Consider the following 18,120-nt stretch of genomic DNA (forward strand, 5'->3'; position numbering starts at 1 on the left):
CGCGGGGGTTGGGAAACATTTCCCAACCCCCGCGAGGCATTTATTTAGTTATTGATCTAAACCAGCACCTAGATTTTCACTTGCTCCGAAAGCGGAGTGTGATTACCGAAGCGGTGGTTCGTAAAGGCTACCGCCTGCTCACGTACAAATGGAATCATTTCTACGCGTCCACAAGCGGTGACCGGATGCGACCATACTGCCACGTTCACATTGCCATTGACAGCTTCGTTAATTGCTTTGACATCCCCACCAATCAGGCGGATACGAGCATCCAGTCCGGCACCGGCTGCCCAGGCGGGTAGACGGTCACGGAAGGATTGATCGGATTCAACCTCGTAATCGATGTGCTGTACTCGCAGGTACTGCAAGAGAGCGGAGTCAGGTTCTTGTGGCATCGACACCGAAACCTTGGAACCAGCGGCGCGACCGGCAGCTGCCAGCATTAGCACCTGGGAGGCGTCCTCGCCCTCGGAAAGCCGGATGAGTACCGGCAGCGGACGGTAACGCAACACGTTGCGCTCTACCCGCAGATCGGAGGGGTCGTGCCCGATAGCAAACTCGGAGTCCAGAGCCTGCTGGGAGGAGCGCAGCGACGCCATCACAAACTCTTTATTAGAGTCCAGAGAGCGTGCCACCTTAGCGGCCTCCACCAGAGCGCGGTTACGTAGTTCCACGCCCTCATTCGCAGGAACCCCGTCAACTTCCCATTCGCCCATGCCGAATAGGTAGGAGGGACCGCCCGCCTTGGTGCCCGCACCAATCGCGGAGTTCTTCCAACCGCCGAAGGGCTGGCGGCGCACGATAGCGCCGGTGATACCGCGGTTGACGTAGACGTTACCGGCCTGTACCCGATCTAGCCAGAGGTTGATTTCATCGGCATCCAAAGAGTGCAAACCGGCGGTCAAACCGTAATCGGTCGCATTTTGAATCTCGATGGCCTCTTCCAGAGTGTCACACCGGATAATACCCAGAATCGGACCGAAATATTCGGTCAGGTGGTATTCGCTGCCCGGCTGCACACCAGCGCGAATACCCGGAGTCCAGAGCTTTCCGGAATCATCTAGCTGCTTGGGCTTTAGCGCCCAATGCTCGCCCGGTCCCAAGGTGGTTAGGCCGCGGAGCAGCTTGCCTTTGGCCGGGGTGCACAGCGAACCGGTCTGGCTGGAGGGGTTGGAGGGGTAATCCACGATTAGGGAGCGTACGCCGTCAAGTAGCTGGCGATGTACCCTCTCGGAATAACCTACCGAACCGACCAGAATCGCCAGCGAGGAGGCGGAGCACTTTTGCCCACAGTGGCCAAATGCCGAGTTGATAATATCTTTAACCGCCAGATCCAGATCCGCCGAGGGGGTAACAATAATACCGTTCTTGCCGGAGGTTTCCGCCAGCAGACCCATATTGTTGTCCCAGGAGCGGAACATCTTGGCAGTGTCGATAGAACCGGTCAAAATGACCCGATCTACTCGTTCGTCAGCCATCAGGTTCTTACCCAGATCCCGGTTGCCCAGCTGCACGAACTGCAGAACCTCACGCGGAACTCCCGCATCCCACATAATCTTGGCTAGTAGCGCACCTGTACGAGCAGCTTCTTTAGCCGGTTTGAAGATTACGGCTGAACCGGCAGCTAGCGCCGACACGGTAGAACCGGTAGGAATCGCAATCGGGAAGTTCCAGGGCGGGGTAGAAACTGTTACCCGCGCTGGCTTGAACTTGGCTCCTTCTTGCTGTTCTAGCTCTAGGCACTGCTGACCATAGTAGTGGCAGAAGTCCACGGCCTCAGATACCTCAATATCGCCGCCATCTAGGGCTTTGCCGCATTCGGCAGCTGCGATTTCCATCAGCTCCGCGCGATGTTCGCTGAGCCCGATACCTACGCGGTGAATAATCTCGGAGCGTTCCTTGGCGGGGCGCGCCGCCCAAACCTTGGCAGCGGCCTCCGCACCTGCCAGCATCTGATCTAGTACGTTGGCATCGGAAACGGTGGCCTCTTCGACCTCTTTAATCCCGATCTGGCAATCGGGAATAGCCTTAACAATCTGGCGAGACCATTCGATATTTTCCGGCAAGGAAGGATCCGAATCCGGGGTGTTGGCGAAAGTCCACTCCCCGTCCTTTTGTACGAAAGATTTAATATCGTCGGCGGTCTCGGTGAGACGATTTTGCTGACGTACCGGACCAACCTTGACATCGTAGACCCGATCCAGGGCGCGACGGAAACGTTGTTCTTCCTTGTGGAGAACATCCGCGTCATCCAGATCGAAAATATCGGACATGAAGTTCTGATCCAGCGAGTTTTCTTCCAACCGCCGCACCAAGTAGGCGATAGCCACGTCGTATTCATCCGGGTTTACTACCGGCACATAGAACAGGAGGTGACCGGTGTCCTCGGCTACTGCCTTGGACTGGGGAGAAGCCATACCGGTAAGCATCTCGAACTCGACCCCACCGGACTCTAGCACTCCACGCTCATGCGCCAGCTCGAACGCAAAGGCCACGGTAAACAGGTTCATGCCTGCTACCCCGATCTTAATGTTCCGGGTGTGCTCTTTGGTGAGGGCGTAGTCCAGTACCTTCATGTAGTTGGAGTCGGTGTCTTGCTTGCTCTTTTGGGTGGTGAGTTTCCAGCCGCGCTCGCGAGCATCCACGGTTTCCATCGAGAGGTTCGCGCCTTTTACTACGCGAACTTTAATCCGTCCGCCTCCATTGGCTACGCGCTTAGCTGCCCATTCTTGCAGGTGCTTCATAGCGGGGAGGGCGTCGGGCAGGTAGGCCTGCAGCACGATGCCGGCTTCCAGTTTTTCTAGGCCGGGGGTTTCCAGAATCTTCTTGAACACATCAATGGTCATATGGAGGTCTTTGTATTCCTCCATATCCAGGTTGATGAACTTCTTTTGTTCATAGGAGTTAGCGCGGCGATATAGCGGCAGGAGAGCGTCTACGGCTCTATCTACCACGTGATCATATGCCCAGGGGTTGTGCGGGCCGGTAACTGCCGAAACTTTCAAAGATACGTACTCTACATCCGGACGCTCCAACAGCTCCATGGTGTCAGTTAGCCGTTTATTGGCTTCCTCGTCACCGAGAATTGCTTCGCCCAGCAGGTTCATATTGAGCCGCATTCCACCCTGCTTGAGCCGCTCAATCGCCGGCCCGAGCTTGGCATCGGATACGTCTAGCACCAGATCCCCAACCAGTTTCGCGAACACGGTACGGGTAATGGGGATTACTACCTTGGGTAGCACCGGAGCTACGGCGCCGCCCAATTTGAAGGGTAGACGCAGGTACCAGGGGAGGAAACCGACGGAGGAGGAGGCAAGGCGGTTCATCTCATCCGCCGCGACCTGCAAATCCTCTGGTCGGATAACTCCATCAACAAAGGCAACTGTAAAGTCCAAACCAGCTTGGTCTTCTAGTACCTGGGACAGGAGTTTAGCTGCCCGATCTTCCGGATATTTCTCGGACTCCCGTACCCATTTCTGGGCACGAGCGACCGCCAGATCCGCAAGGTGGCGGCAATCGCCGGTTTCCCCACCGACTTTGGGGGGAGCCACGCTTTCTGACATTTGTTTCAGTCCTTTCTTAGGAAACTGTGAATAGGTATCGATCGCACCTAAGGGCGCAGAGAGCCGGGCTTGGTATCGCCCGACCCTCTACGCACTTATATTTTCAAGGTAACACTAGATGCGTGGGAGTGTACCCCGATTGCAAGGACTTTTTTCCTAGTCCCTTTTTTTATTTAGTTTTCGTTTAGGAAATGGCTTAAGCTTTGCCCTCAACCTCTGCCAAGGGCACGACGGTTACCGGGGTAACTTTGCGTCCTTCTAAAGTAGAGTTAATTTCCTCTTGCGAGGCATGAGCCAGGTTGACGGCAAGATCGAACTCTTCGTCGATTTCCTTATTCGGCTTGTAGGTGGCGCGAGACACCAGCCAGGAGACCAGCAGGTTCAGTAAGAACCCGGGTAGGATCTCGTACACCTGGAAGAACATCGGCACGGTGTCTGGTAGATTGCCCCAGATACCAACGGTAATAGCACCCACGGCCATACCGGATGCAGCTCCCTGCCAGGTGTACTTGCGCCAGTAGAGGCTTAATACCACCACCGGACCGAAAGCAGCCCCGAAACCTGCCCAGGCAAAGGCCACCAGACCCAGAATCGAGTCGGTACGGAACCAGGCAAAGAAAGCGGCGATAACCGAAATCGCTAACACCACCATCCGGCCCGCGTTAATACCTTTGGCACCCAATAGACGCTTCTTCTTGATACCGCGGTAAATATCCTCAACCACTGCGGAGGAAGTTACCAATAGCTGTGAAGAAACAGTAGACATGATGGCGGCCAAAATCGCGGCCAACATGAACCCGGCGAGCACGGCGGGGAAGAGCTTTTCCCCCATAACCAGGTAGATGCTCTCTTGCGGGTTAACTTTCACCCGAGCTAGGGCTTCTTTAATGCCACCGAGGCCATTTTCGACGAGGGCGCGCCCGATTAGAGCGGTCAAAGTAGCGCCTAGCACACACAGGAACATCCAGCCGATGCCCAGGCGGCGAGCCGCCACCGCTTCTTTGGGGGAGCGCAGCGCCATATAGCGCACAATCACGTGGGGCATACCAACATATCCCAGCCCCCAGGCCAGACCGTTGAGCATCGACAACTTACCAGCAGCGCCATCACCTACGATCGAGAACATATGACCTTCTAGGCCGTTGAGGGTGCCAGTCATAACTCCGAAGCCGCCTAGGGCAACTACGCCGAAGATCGGCACTAGCAGCAGGGCGATAAGCATCATGATGCCCTGTACCATATCGGTCCACGACACCGCCAGGAATCCGCCTACCAGGGTGTAAAGAATAACTACCCCGGCCACGATTACCATGCCTACGTGGTAGTTAACACCGAAGATGGATTCAAAGAACACGCCTCCGGAAACCATGCCGCTGGCCACGTAGATGGTGAAGAAGAAAAGAATAATAATCCCGGCTACCATCTGCAGGACATATTTGTTGTCTTTAAGGCGTGCCGACATGAACGAAGGAACGGTAATCGAGTCTCCGGCTACCTGCGAATAGGAACGCAGGCGGGGGGCTACCCATTTCCAGGCACACCAGGAACCAATCAGCAGCCCGATGGCAATCCAGGATTCCACCAGACCGGTCAGGTAAAGGGCGCCCGGCAGTCCCATCATTAACCATCCAGACATATCCGCGGCACCCGCCGAAAGCGCGGCTACCAGCGGAGGCAAGGAACGTCCTCCCACCATGTAATCATCCATGGTTTGCGTACGGGTGTAGCCATAGATACCGATCAAGATCATGGCTACGAAGTAAATAACCATGGCAATCGCGATACCGCTAGTACTCCCGCTACTAATAAAATCTGCTGCACCTACGGTGGGCAACACTAATGTTGAGAATGTACTTATCATTTGCTCTCCATTGGGATAAGTGCCGAAACTTTCGACTGCGCAACATACTATCTCGCTGTCAAGCTAATCACAATATGACACGGGACTTTAGATATGTGAGAGGTGGAAGTCTTTTTGGCTCGCCTCGGGTAAAATAGCAGGAAACTCTGGGTTTAAAGAACCTTTTTTCGAGCTAGAAGTTTCCCCAAAAGCCTAGGCCTAAAGACCCGGATGTTTGTGATTTAGGTCGCTGAAATCAGCGGCAGAGGGGCCGTGGGCAGGCATACTGAAATAGCGGTTAGTACCTATCTTTTAATAAGGAGGTGTTTTCTTTACTTGGAGGCGAAGTAGGCATTACTACAAATTAGGTATCCAGGTGAAACTAGGTTCAGTGCCGAGGATAAACCAGAGCAGTAGCTATCGCGGCCGCGCCCTCCCCACGTCCCGTGAACCCCAGATTGTCCGAGGTAGTCGCAGAAATCGACACCGGCGCCCCCACCGCTTCCTCAAGAGCTGCTCGTGCCTGCTGATACCGTGCCCCCATTCGCGGGCGATTAGCGATCACCTGAACAGCGGCGTTTCCTAGCTCCCATCCTGCCTGGTGAATAAGCTCCATTGTGGCCGCCAGTAGCTGTTTTCCAGAGGCTCCCCGCCACTCGGGACGGTCAGTGCCAAAGTGGGAACCCAGGTCACCTTGACCGGCAGCCGATAAAATTGCATCACAAAGTGCGTGCGCGGCCACATCCGCATCAGAGTGTCCCTTTAAGGGTGTTTCCCCTGGCCAGGAAAGTCCCGCCACCATGCAGGGGCGGGAAGCCGTCTCCGGGTCGGCGGGATCGGCAAAAGCGTGAACATCGCTGCCAATCCCTACTCGGGGTAAGAAAGCAGGCGCAGAATCATCTGCGCTGGCAGCGGGGATATCTACCGAAGACTCTGGAGGCAGCTGGTTATGGGAATCGCTCATACCTCCAGTTTAGCGGGGCTCCCTGCCCAGAAGCACTAATACTTGCCTCTCGGGATGGCTAAATCCGTCGCTAGGGATCTAGACGAAATACTTCCAGGTCAACGACTCGCGGCTCCGGGTAATCCGCAATATGTACTAGCAGCATTCCCGCAGTCTTCAAATAGGGGTCGTTCTGGGGTAATAACCTACCTAATTTGTTAGGAGTGAGCGGAGCTAGTTCCCCAATAATCCCCGGTATGGTGGGGCGATGGACGCAAATCGCCAGCGGCGCGGCGGGGGCATCTAAGTGACTTTCCGTAAGTAATCCGCGCACGACCGCGCGCATCTGCGAAGGATCATCGCGATAGGCGTCCTCGGTAAAGGAGGCCTCGGTCTTTAAAGGCGTACCCGACAGCGTGGCGTAGGGAGCCACAGTGGCCACGCAACGCCGCCACGGGGAAGTGATTATCTGGTTAATCCCCAGAGCCGAAAGTGCCGGGATCAGCCGCAACACTTGGGAGGAACCCCGTCGTGAAAGCGGGCGAGTCATTTCGCCGTTTTCCCAATGGGAGCGCTTAATAGCTTTTGCATGGCGCACCACCGCCAGGGTGCGAGTGTATAAGGTGCGTTCTGCCAAGCGGGTGAGCAGTTCCTCGAGCAGACGCCGGTCACCGCGGCGAGTTAGCATCCGCATCGCTTTGCGCGGCCCTACCCATTGGCATTTATCAATCTCTTTGGTAGAAGCGAGGGGAGCGAGGGGGCGAGCCCGCAGAGTTTGTTTGGAAACATCCGGGAAACCTACCCAGTAGTGAACCTCTTTGGTGACCCGCGCCCCCAGGCGGTACCTCTGCACTGTCAGTGGTGCCCCTAAACGAATGGGAACCCCGGTTTCTTCTTCAACTTCGCGGACTGCCGTTGCCGGTATTGCTTCACCTGGTTCGCGTTTTCCTTTCGGCCAAGACCAGTCATCGTAGCGAGGTCGATGCACAATCAAGACCTGAATATCTTGACGCTTTTCAGGAACCATAGTGCCGGGAATGGGGTTAGCTTCTGGTCGCAAACGCCATACTAATGCGCCTGCGGACCGCACTATCCGCATATGCGGTGGCTTAGGTCGAGCCGTCATAGTAGCCACTTGCCTTTCTTGTAATCTGTTTCCATTGTCTAACAAATTACCTATAAGGTCATTCCTCGAGGTCACCGGGGTGTCAATTGCTTTAACGGTACAAGGTAGCGAGGAAAAATCTGCCCTAGCGTCCCTTCATCCGCGAATTGGCTTTATTAATTAGGTACTCTTGGATGTCCATTAGGGCAGAGCCGTCTTTGGCCTCAATATGACGCCGCCAAGTTCCATCCCGGCGCAAATGCCAAGAGGAAACCTCTGGGGAGGCTTCGAGTTTCACCAAATCCATGAGCTCCGCGGTCATCTCGGCATCTTTAATTAAAATCAGCGCCTCCACCCGGCGATCCAGGTTGCGGTGCATCAGGTCAGCAGAGCCGATCCACACTTCCGGCTGTCCGGAATTTTCGAAAGCATAAATCCGTGAATGCTCCAGGAAACGTCCCAAAATAGAGCGCACCCGGATATTTTCGGATAGGCCGCGCACTCCAGAACGAATCGTGCAAATCCCGCGAACCACAATATCGATAGGCACACCTGCCTGGCTGGCGCGGTAGAGGGCATCGGTTACTGCCTCGTCTACCAGGGAGTTTACTTTAATCCCGATATAGGCGGGCAGACCCTTACGGTGATTATCGACCTCGCGTTCAATGCGTTCGATAATCCCGGGACGGATAGAGCGCGGTGCCACCAATAAGCGGTGGAAGGAGGTACGGGGCGCATAACCAGAAAGCTGATTAAACAGACGAGTAAGGTCTTGAGCTACCTCGCGGTCACAGGTCAGCAAGCCGAGATCCTCATATCCGCGTGCCGTCTTGGGGTGATAGTTACCGGTGCCTACGTGGCAGTAGCGGCGCAGACCATCGGCTTCTTCCCGCACCACCATCGACAGTTTGCAGTGGGTTTTCAACCCCACCATCCCATAGACCACGTGTACCCCAGCGCGCTCTAGTTTGCGCGCCCAAGAAATGTTGGCGTCCTCATCGAAACGGGCTTTGATCTCTACAATCGCCAGCACCTGTTTCCCGTTTTGTGCCGCCTCAATTAGGGCAGAAACAATCGGAGAATCTGAGGAAGTGCGGTAAAGCGTCTGCTTTATGGAACGCACTTTCGGATCTTTAGCGGCGTAGGTGACGAAATGTTGCACCGAGGTCGAGAAAGAATCATAGGGGTGATGCAGCAGCACATCGTGGCTACGAATCATCGCAAAAATATCGGTGGGTCTGGCCGATTCCACTTCCGCAAGCCCGGCGGCGGTGGCCGGAACGAACTTCTTGTACTTGAGTTCCGGCAAATCCAGTTCGTGCAGTTCGTTCAGGCAGCGCAGGTCAATAGGTTCGGGGAGGGCGAAAACATCCTCCATCCCAATCTCTAGTTTGGCAACCAGGAAGTCCAGGACTGGACGGGAAATCCCCTCTGCCACCTCTAGGCGGACTGCCGGGCCGAAACGGCGCCGCAAGAGTTCTTGTTCCATTGCGGTCAGCAGGTTCTCGGCGTCGTCCTCTTCTACTTCCAGATCTTCGTTGCGGGTCAGGCGGAACACGTGATGCTCCAAGATTTCCATCCCCGGGAAGAGGTGATCTAGGTGCGGACCGATAACGTCCTCCATGGTAACGAAAGTGGCTTCTCCCTTGGTATCTAGCGCATCCTCCGGGATTACCTGGTCTATTGCCTGTTCCACGCAGATCAGCCGGGGCAGGCTTTCCGGGATTTTTACCCGCGCGAAGTGCTGTTTTCCAGTTAGGGGATTGCGCAGCACCACCGCCAGGTTTACTGACAGCCCCGAAATATAGGGGAAGGGGTGCGAAGGATCGACTGCCAGGGGGGTGAGAATGGGGAAAATTTGGCGCCGGAAATATCCATGCAGGAATTCTTGCTGTTCGGGGGCAAGATCATCCCAGCGGCGCAGCTTAATCCCCACTTTTTCTAGTTCGCCTAGCAAAGTGTTCTGCACAAAACCGGCTTGCCGGGCACAGAGAACCTGGGCGCGTTCAGTCACCAGGTCAAGTACCTGGCGGGGGGTGAGGCCGGAGGCGGCGGTGCGGGCGATTCCGGCAGCAATCCGGCGTTTAAGCCCGGCCACGCGCACCATATAGAACTCGTCCAAATTGGAGGAGAAAATAGTGGTGAACCAAGCGCGCTCCAAAATCGGGAGTCGCTCATCTTCTGCCTGCTCTAATACCCGCTGGTTAAACTGCATCCAGGACAGTTCCCGATCCCCAAACCGTCCCTTGGGGAGAGGTTTATCTTGACCGAGGGGGCCAGCTTGCGCGAGTTTGTCAATGCCGGGAGCCTCCCGCAAAGTGGAGGGACTGATGGTGGAAAGATCTTCCGGACCATCAGTTTGGGCGTGACCACCGAAAGTCTTATCTTCCTGCGAGGTTTTTTCGGTTGATGAGGAGGTCTTTGACTTCTTAGTGGTCTTTTCGCGGGTAGCTTTGGACCCGCCTGCCTGATCCTTCACTTTTGTTTTCGGGGTGGCAGTTTTTTCTTTGGCGCCGCCTGCTGTTGAGTTTTCCTTAGCGGCTGCTTTCCCGCTATCTTTACTGGTAGTTTTAGCGTCTTTACCAGATGTTTTGTTCTTAGTGCTCTTATCTGAAGCAGGGGTGGCAGTTTTTTTCGGTCGGGGCAAAAGCTCATCGTCTGAAGCTATTTTCTTGCCGTCTACAAATGGAGAAGCGCCCGTAGGCAGGTCGTAGTCGGCGTCCTCGTAATCGGTACCGGGAAACTGTTCGGGAGAGGTTTTTGAAGAAATCAGCTCATCCGCAGTCGCGGTCTCAAAATTAGATTCTGCCGCCACCCGATCTACCTGCGGGGTTGGTTCAGTCTGCGGATTTTCCTTATAAACCCGGGCGATATCGGCAGGAGAGGGTACTACGTGCGACTGGCCGGTCGCGTCCTCTTTAATTTTGGCCTTCCCCACTTTGGGTTCTGGCCTGTTCTCAGCGTCCTGTTTATGTTCCATGCCGACCCCTTCCAAAAATAACGGCAGTGTTTCTTAAGGAATATTCCTAAAGGATTTGTTTCTAGTCTAGGCGATTTGCTTTCGCGGCACGTGCTGAAAGTTTCAGGTCGTCCGCGGTTTGTAGCAGCGCTTCGGGACGTAGAGTTACCGGATCCGCCAGTTCGTCCCGGGCGTCCTTAATCCATTCCGCGCTCACCCCGCTGGCAAGTACCTGCAGGAAATCACCGATGCGATCTAGCAGGGAAGCCAGCTCAGCCATCGATGCCTGCGCCCGCCACAGGGCAGCCAGTTTATCCATGAGGGCGGCTACCGATTTATCGGAGTGCTCCCGAGAAAAAACATCCCCGATATCTAGGGCGGCAAGTCCCTGCTGGAAACGGTTGTTGACCAGCTGTGGATCCCGTAAATACCACTGATATACCAGGTAGAGCCGCCACAGGGTGCCCGGTAAAGTGCCCGCCGGAGAGGAGGACCACAGTTCACTGACCGTATCTATCCCGCCTGATTCCAGCAGCTGCCGCAAACGCTGGACGTTCTCATCGCTTTCTTTTTCTATCCCCAGCAACGTCTGGGCTACTAGGTGAGCGACTTCTGAGGAGCTCGCCCCGTCCTCGGCACCGGGAATATTTTCTGCTTGTTCGGCATCCAACATCGCTGGCCTGCGCGGAGCCTTCCGTGTACTCATTTTTCCTCCTTTAATAGCCCTATTGTCTCTCAGCCACCCTTGCTTGCGCGCGGCTTTGCCTTGATTGGACAGATAAGCTCGCGCCCGCACTTCGCGCTGCTGACTTGGCCTAAGGTTCGCCCAGGTGTTTTTCGCAGGTTCCGCGCCGCTGTCTTGCGATGCGCTCCATAGTGTGAGACCGCTCAACAAAATGCAAGATAAAGCGCTTTCCTGGCTACAATAGGGGAGGTTTGAGGTGCTAAAAATCGGCGCCGCCAGGTTAATAATGCAAAAGGAAGGATTTTAGTGTCTGACCGTCCGCTTAGTGTTGCTGTGATTGGAGCCGGTCCTGCCGGAATCTATGCCTCCGATATTTTGTCCAAGTCTGGTCTCAATGTAGAAATTGACCTATTTGAACGCCTGCCTGCGCCCTATGGCTTGGTGCGTTACGGGGTGGCTCCGGATCACCCCCGGATTCGCGCGATTATCACTGCCCTTTACAAGATTTTGCAGCGCGGAGATATTCGTCTGCTGGCCAATGTGAATGTTGGTGGCGAGGACGCTGATATTACCGTTGATGACCTACATGAACACTATGATGCGATTATTTTCGCCACCGGTTCTGACCGGGATAAACCGATTGATTTGCCTGGCCAGGATTTGCCGGAATGCTATGGGGCTGCTGATTTCGTTTCCTGGTACGACGGCAACCCGGACTATCCGCGTTTTTGGCCGCTAGAGGCGAAAGAGGTGGCAGTTATCGGGGTGGGTAACGTCGCCCTGGATATCGCTCGGGTAATGGCCAAACACCCGGCGGATATGTTAAAAACTGAAATCCCCGAAAATGTGGCGAAAGAACTCTACAAATCCCCGATCACGGATGTACATATTTTCGGGCGGCGCGGACCTGCCCAAGTGAAGTTCACTCCCTTGGAGCTGCGCGAACTCGGTCAACAGCCGGGAGTAAAAGTTATTGTTTCCGAGGAAGATTTCGAGTTCGACGAAGGCTCGGAACAGGCGATTGCGGCTTCGAAGCAAACCAAAATGGTAGTCGATACCTTAATTAATTACGCGATGGACGAGGACGATAGCGAGGCTGACCGCCGCATCCACCTGCATTTATTCTCGGCTCCCAAAGAGATTTTGGCCGATGAAGACGGGCACGTGCGCGCCCTAGTTACGGAACGCACTCAGCTGAACGGGGACGGAACAGTTTCCGGTACTGGCGAACTGCGGGAAACCCCGGTACAGGCGGTTTATCGCGCGGTCGGGTATTTCTCGTCTCCGATTACGGGGCTGCCTTTCGATGAGGCGCGCGGGGTGATTCCGAATAAGGAAGGACGGGTTACCGACCTAGAGGGAACCCCCTTGAACGGCATTTACGCTACCGGTTGGGTAAAGCGCGGCCCGGTAGGGCTGATTGGCTCTACCAAGTCGGATGCCCAGCAAACTATTGCTCACCTGGTAGAGGACGCGGAAGCCGGCAGGCTAGTGGCTACCGGGAAAGCGGTAGGTCACGATGCCATGATTAAGCTACTTGAGCAGCGAGGGGTGCCTTTCTCCACCTGGCACGGCTGGGAGCTACTGGACGAATATGAAAAGCAGTTGGGCTCGGACTTCGGTGAAGTTGAGGGTGGCCGCGGAGCGCGCGAGCGGGTCAAAGTGGTGTCCCGTAAAGCTATGAGCGCGATTTCCCGCGGCGAGGACGTGCCTGAAGATTTAATTGGTAAGGACGGCGAATAGCCTTCTGTATTGATGCTGTGGCTGGTGGCGGTTAGTAGCCTGCCATTTCCTCTAGGCGTCGAATCCGCTGCTCCATCGGCGGGTGGGTAGAAAATAGCTGCTGTACGCCGCCTGCCCTAAAGGGGTTAGCGATCATCATGAATCCAACTTTTTCGGTTTGCGGGTTTTTCGCCAGCGGTCGAGCGGTAGTTCCCGCCTCCAGTTTCTTGAGGGCGCTGGCCAGCGCCAGGGGATCGCGGGAAAGTTCCGCGCCGGTTTGATCCGCATCGAACTCACGGGTACGAGAGATCGCTAGTTGGGTCAAGGTGGCAGCCAGTGGTGCCAGGAATACCATCAAAAGCCCTCCGATAGCCCCCAGGGGACCAGAACTTTCCCCGTCACGGCGTCCTCCTCCGAAAAAGAACATCATTTGGGCAGCGGAAGTAATCAAACCCCCGATGGCGGCGGCAACCGAGGAGGTCAAAATATCGCGGTTGTACACGTGCATCAGTTCGTGGGAGAGTACCCCGCGTAATTCCCGTTCATTTAGCAGCTGCAAAATCCCTTCGGTGCAGCAAACCGCCGCGTTAGAAGGATTCCTGCCGGTAGCAAAGGCATTCGGGGTAGCGGTAGGGGCAATATAGAGGCGCGGCATCGGTTGTCCGGCGGTTTGGGACAGCTCGGTGACAATCTTTACGATTTGTGGGTATTGCGCGGGGTCTAGCGGGTAGGCACCCATGGCCTTAATTGCCAACTTGTCCGAGTTCCAATAACTATAAAAGGTCGAAGCCAATCCGATGGCCGCAAAAATCCATAGAAATGCGGAATTATTGGTGCCGTAGGCAATCAGGTACCCGATCCCCAACAGAATCGCCCACATGATTCCCAGTAGCAGCACGGTCTTTATACCGTTTCCAAAACGTTTTCCCGCCATATTTCCTCCTTGTAGCTCAAATCTAACAGTGCAAGCTGAGCGGTACCTGGCAGCGAGCTTAGCTTTCTCTATTAGCGATTCCTCTATCGCTCAGCCTGGCGATACCGAGGTCAAATAGCCACTGGCGGTGCTTCTGATCCTGATGGTGAATCCGAGAGTTGCCGCCCCAATCAGGGAATACCTAAAAAATATATAGTGACTAAATCTCTAGTAATGAAAGTTTTAGCAGGAATTAGGGGCTAAAGAAATCGGTAAATTAATAACGGCACAATGAAAGTAACGGCGCCCTAACAGATTAGTTTCAATTGATTGAAACCTGCTTTACCTGCATAATCATAAAAAAGAGACCGAAAATAAACCCACAATAACACTCAACTAAATAATTGAATATCTATATGCATATATTCAACTGTATTATTGAATATAAAAATTTATTTCTATAATGATCACTAATACAAAAAGTTTTGATAGGCTAGCGGGTATGTTAGCTAAAACATCTGGGGGAAATAGTGCCCCATCTCCTGTAAAACATGTCAGTCACGGTAAGGCTGTTTTCGTCCTTCTGCTCGGTACTTTGTTTTTGTCGGGTACTCCGCTTTGGGTGAAAGCATCCAATATGGATCCGGCCACTCAGGCCTGGCTCCGCGTCATCCTCGGGTTCTTATGTCTATTGCCCTTGGGCATCATGGAAATCCGAAAGAAGCAGTCACTGCCTAAGCAAGGCATCATCCTGGCCGTAATCTCGGGTCTGTTCCTGGGGGTGGACTTCACTGCCTGGAACTACTCCATCTTCCTAATCGGCTCCGGGGTGGCCGCAATTCTGCTTAACCTGCAGGTTGTAATCGTGCCCATGCTGACTGCAATTATCGACAAGTTCCGCCTGCCCCGTTCATTCGCCTTCGTATTGCCCATCATGATTGTGGGCGTGCTCTTTACCGGTGGTGTTTTTGAAAGTGGCGGCGAAGCGTTTGTCGGCCCCAAAACCATCACCATGTTTGGAATGGAGCTCAAGACCGCAGTCTTAGGTACCGCCTTCGGTTTGACCTCTGGTATCTGCTATTCGTGCTATTTGTACTTCTCGCGGAAGGCCAGTACTTCGGCGCCGCGTAAGGATCTCTACGTCCAGCCGATGATGTACACCATGCTGGCGCAGGCAGTATTCCCCACCATTTGGATGTTTACTGGCGGCAACGGCTTCAATATGACCCAGGGCGTTATGACCAAGAACGCCGAGGGGGTAATGGTGTTGCCGCAGATGGCCGATGGCATTAGCATGTCCGAGGCAACCCTGATGGGCGACCCCATTAATATGGGTAACTGGATTAACTTGATTATCCTGATTGTCATCGGTCAGGCTGCCGCTTGGACCATGGTTCAATATGGTTCCGTATGGATGGATCCGACTTTGTCTGCGGGCATCCTGCTCCTGTCGCCGGTCACCTCAGTTATTATTGCCGGTCCGCTGTTCTCTGAATGGCCTTCTGCCCTGCAGTGGCTAGGTGTGGTTATGATTCTGGGTTGTGTGGCCTATCAGAATGGATTGATACAAATAGTCATCTCCAAGATAACGGGCAAACCCCTTGCTACGGACGAATACACTGAGGAGCCCGAAGATGTCGCTCCCGCAGAAAGCAGAGAGTAATCCGTAAAGGTATTGGTCAAGCTGTTTTACTCTTAAATCTTTAAAAGTGCTTGCCAAAGTCATCACAACAAAATAGATCTAGCGCAAGGGCTAATGCACCTTGCAACAGCTAAATAAAATGGAGGATTTTCATGAAACTCACTCAGCGTGAGCAAGAAAAGCTGCTTATCGTCGTCGCTGCCGATGTCGCGCAGCGACGCAAGGATCGCGGTGTTAAGCTCAACCATCCTGAGGCGGTCGCTTTGATTTCCGCCGCCATTATGGAAGGTGCTCGCGATGGCAAGACCGTTGCCGAGTTAATGAGCGAATGTGTAAACATTTTGACCCGCGATGACGTAATGGAAGGTGTCCCCGAAATGATTCCCGACGTTCAGTTGGAAGTTACTTTCCCGGATGGCACCAAACTTGTCACCGTACATAATCCGATTCGCTAACTGAAAGGGAATTAACAATCATGATTCCAGGTGAATACTTACTACAAGATGAGCCGGTAAAGCAGAACGCAGATCGTGAAGCGATTACCCTCGAGGTAACCAATACCGGTGACCGTCCCGTGCAGGTTGGCTCCCACTTCCACTTCGCAGAAGCTAATAGTGAGCTTGATTTTGACCGCAAGGCTGCTCTTGGCAAGCGCCTCGATATTCCCGCTGGCACCGCAGTCAGGCTAGAACCGGGCGACTCCCGTACGGTCAACCTCGTTGATTTTGGCGGAAAGCGCGAGATCTACGGCTTCAATGGGAAAGTTAACGCCCAGGTTGACTAGGTGAATAATAAAAGTTATTGAGCAGTAACAGACCTAGCCCGAGTTTAGGTCAATAAATACAGACGAACTTACGAAAATAGGAGAAGATAATGGCGTTTGATATGGCGCGACGCTCGTACGTCGAGCTGAATGGCCCAACGGTGGGCGACGGCGTTCGACTTGCTGATACTAACCTGATTGCCCGGATTGAGAAGGACTACCTGACTCCCGGTGAAGAAGTCTCGTTCGGCGGTGGCAAAGTTATTCGCGACGGCATGGGACAAGATGGCCGTTCGGTTTCAGCCGACGACGTGGTTGATCTGGTGATTACCAGTGCGACAATTATCGACTACACCGGCATTTACAAGGCTGATATCGGCGTAAAAGACGGCAAAATCTACAAGATTGGACAGGCCGGTAACCCCGACACCCAGGACAATATTGACATCAAAGTCGGCGTGGGCACCGAGGTTATCGGCGGCGCAGGCATGATTGTCACCGCCGGTGGGGTCGATACCCACATTCACTACATATCCCCCGACCAGATAGAAGCCGCTCTCGACAACGGTATTACCACCCATATCGGTGGCGGCACCGGCCCGGTGGATTCCACCAATGCGACTACGGTTACGGCTGGTCCTACCAACCTGCGACACATGATTCAAGCCTCAGAGAACTTTCCGATTAACGTCGGTTTCCTAGGTAAAGGGCATGCTGGTGGTCCAGAACCGCTGCGTGAACAAATCTTGGCCGGAGCTGTGGGTCTAAAGATTCACGAGGACTGGGGCGCAACTGCAAATGTTATTGACCAGGCTCTAACGGTAGCCGATGAGATGGATTTCCAGGTGGCAATCCACACGGACACCCTGAATGAGGGCGGGTTTGCCGACAACACCATTGCGGCATTCAAGAACCGGGTCATTCACACTTTCCACACTGAGGGCGCCGGCGGTGGCCACGCCCCCGATATTTTGAAGGTTGCGGGTCTGCCGAATGTGTTGCCGGCTTCTACTAACCCGACGCTGCCCTACACCATTAACACCATGGACGAGCACCTCGACATGATTATGGTGTGCCACCACTTGAACCCGGATCTTCCGGAGGACGTGGCTTTCGCTGATTCTCGTATCCGTAAGGAAACCATTGCAGCAGAGGATGTACTGCACGATATGGGCATCATGTCGATTACTTCCTCTGACTCCCAGGCCATGGGTCGCGTGGGTGAGGTTGTCACCCGCACCTGGCAGGTTGCGCACCGGATGAAGGAACAGTTCGGTCCGCTGGCTGGCGATTCGGAAGGCAATGATAACGAGCGCATTAAGCGTTATGTTGCGAAGTACACCATTAACCCGGCGATTGCTACTGGTGTCAGCCACGCTGTCGGTTCCGTTGAGGAAGGCAAGCTAGCTGACCTGGTTATTTGGGAGCCGGCTTACTTTGGTGTGAAGCCGAAGATGGTGTTGAAGAACGGCTACGTCATTCGCTCGGTTATGGGTGACTGCAATGCCTCCATTCCCACCCCCGAGCCCAGGACCATGCGTTACTCCTACGCGGCGCGTGGCGTGCTGGCGGCTAAGACTTCGGTTACCTTCTTGCCAACCGCTGCTATCAATGCTGGTTTGGAAGAAGAGCTACGTGCCGATGGCATGAACCGGATGTTCGTGGAAGCGAAGAATATGCGTAATATTTCTAAGGCAGATATGAAGCACAACACCGCTACCCCGAATATTGAGGTTGATCCGCAGACCTATGAGGTACGGGTAGATGGCAAGCTGATTACTTCGGAACCAGCTTCCGTGCTGCCAATGTCTCAGCGTTACTTCCTCTTCTAATAAATAAGTAAGCCTGGCTGGGGGATCGCTAACTTCGGTTGGCGATCCCCCACATTGGCGCTAAACGGTGGTTACCAGCTACCTTTACATTAATTTACTGCTCGTCAGAGCGCTGATTTTTGCGGTTTCTCTAAAACGTCAATGTTCTATCAT

At 54.2% G+C, this 18,120-nt stretch carries 12 protein-coding genes; 5 read left to right on the forward strand and 7 right to left on the reverse strand.

Annotation, left to right across the window (positions count from 1 at the left end; all coding sequences use genetic code 11):
• Nucleotides 1–68 precede the first annotated feature (68 nt).
• The 6 genes from KO216_RS00355 to KO216_RS00380 form a co-directional block, all read right to left on the reverse strand.
• A complete protein-coding gene (locus KO216_RS00355) occupies nucleotides 69–3,563 on the reverse strand; it encodes a proline dehydrogenase family protein (protein ID WP_215522294.1) in 3,495 nt (1,164 codons plus the stop codon).
• 196 nt (nucleotides 3,564–3,759) lie between these two features.
• The gene (gene putP, locus KO216_RS00360) at nucleotides 3,760–5,424 is read right to left on the reverse strand and encodes a sodium/proline symporter PutP (RefSeq protein WP_215522295.1); all 1,665 of its coding nucleotides are present in this window, start codon (nucleotides 5,422–5,424) and stop codon (nucleotides 3,760–3,762) included.
• Nucleotides 5,425–5,791: 367 nt separating this feature from the next.
• Complete coding sequence (gene ispF / locus KO216_RS00365) at nucleotides 5,792–6,367, reverse strand: 2-C-methyl-D-erythritol 2,4-cyclodiphosphate synthase (protein WP_215522296.1); 576 nt, start codon at nucleotides 6,365–6,367, stop codon at nucleotides 5,792–5,794.
• Nucleotides 6,368–6,437: 70 nt separating this feature from the next.
• Nucleotides 6,438–7,472 carry an NUDIX hydrolase gene (locus KO216_RS00370; RefSeq protein WP_215523985.1) on the reverse strand — a complete coding sequence of 345 codons (1,035 nt, stop codon included), beginning with the start codon at nucleotides 7,470–7,472 and terminating at the stop codon, nucleotides 6,438–6,440.
• 124 nt (nucleotides 7,473–7,596) lie between these two features.
• Complete coding sequence (locus KO216_RS00375) at nucleotides 7,597–10,431, reverse strand: RNA degradosome polyphosphate kinase (protein WP_215522297.1); 2,835 nt, start codon at nucleotides 10,429–10,431, stop codon at nucleotides 7,597–7,599.
• 61 nt (nucleotides 10,432–10,492) lie between these two features.
• Nucleotides 10,493–11,116 (reverse strand): hypothetical protein, encoded by a 624-nt coding sequence (locus KO216_RS00380; RefSeq protein ID WP_215522298.1) that lies wholly within the window; start codon nucleotides 11,114–11,116, stop codon nucleotides 10,493–10,495.
• 285 nt (nucleotides 11,117–11,401) lie between these two features.
• Between KO216_RS00380 and KO216_RS00385 the strand changes: the two genes are divergently transcribed.
• A complete protein-coding gene (locus KO216_RS00385; protein ID WP_215522299.1) occupies nucleotides 11,402–12,838 on the forward strand; it encodes an FAD-dependent oxidoreductase in 1,437 nt (478 codons plus the stop codon).
• Nucleotides 12,839–12,869: 31 nt separating this feature from the next.
• Here the strand turns inward: KO216_RS00385 and htpX are convergent, their stop codons facing one another.
• The gene (htpX, locus tag KO216_RS00390) at nucleotides 12,870–13,751 is read right to left on the reverse strand and encodes a zinc metalloprotease HtpX (protein ID WP_215522300.1); all 882 of its coding nucleotides are present in this window, start codon (nucleotides 13,749–13,751) and stop codon (nucleotides 12,870–12,872) included.
• Nucleotides 13,752–14,232: 481 nt separating this feature from the next.
• On the opposite strand from htpX, the gene KO216_RS00395 reads away from it, so the two are divergent.
• From KO216_RS00395 to ureC, 4 genes are all read left to right on the forward strand, one after another.
• Nucleotides 14,233–15,393 (forward strand): DMT family transporter, encoded by a 1,161-nt coding sequence (locus KO216_RS00395; protein ID WP_215522301.1) that lies wholly within the window; start codon nucleotides 14,233–14,235, stop codon nucleotides 15,391–15,393.
• A gap of 131 nt (nucleotides 15,394–15,524) precedes the next feature.
• Complete coding sequence (locus KO216_RS00400) at nucleotides 15,525–15,827, forward strand: urease subunit gamma (protein WP_215522302.1); 303 nt, start codon at nucleotides 15,525–15,527, stop codon at nucleotides 15,825–15,827.
• Nucleotides 15,828–15,847: 20 nt separating this feature from the next.
• Complete coding sequence (locus tag KO216_RS00405; protein ID WP_215522303.1) at nucleotides 15,848–16,156, forward strand: urease subunit beta; 309 nt, start codon at nucleotides 15,848–15,850, stop codon at nucleotides 16,154–16,156.
• An 89-nt stretch (nucleotides 16,157–16,245) separates the two neighbouring features.
• Nucleotides 16,246–17,967: an urease subunit alpha gene (gene ureC, locus KO216_RS00410; RefSeq protein ID WP_215522304.1), complete on the forward strand. Its 1,722-nt coding sequence runs from the start codon at nucleotides 16,246–16,248 to the stop codon at nucleotides 17,965–17,967.
• The last annotated feature ends 153 nt before the right edge of the window (nucleotides 17,968–18,120 follow it).

Origin of the sequence: Varibaculum prostatecancerukia (genome assembly GCF_943169825.2) — a bacterium.
In the GTDB taxonomy this organism is placed as follows: domain Bacteria; phylum Actinomycetota; class Actinomycetes; order Actinomycetales; family Actinomycetaceae; genus Varibaculum; species Varibaculum prostatecancerukia.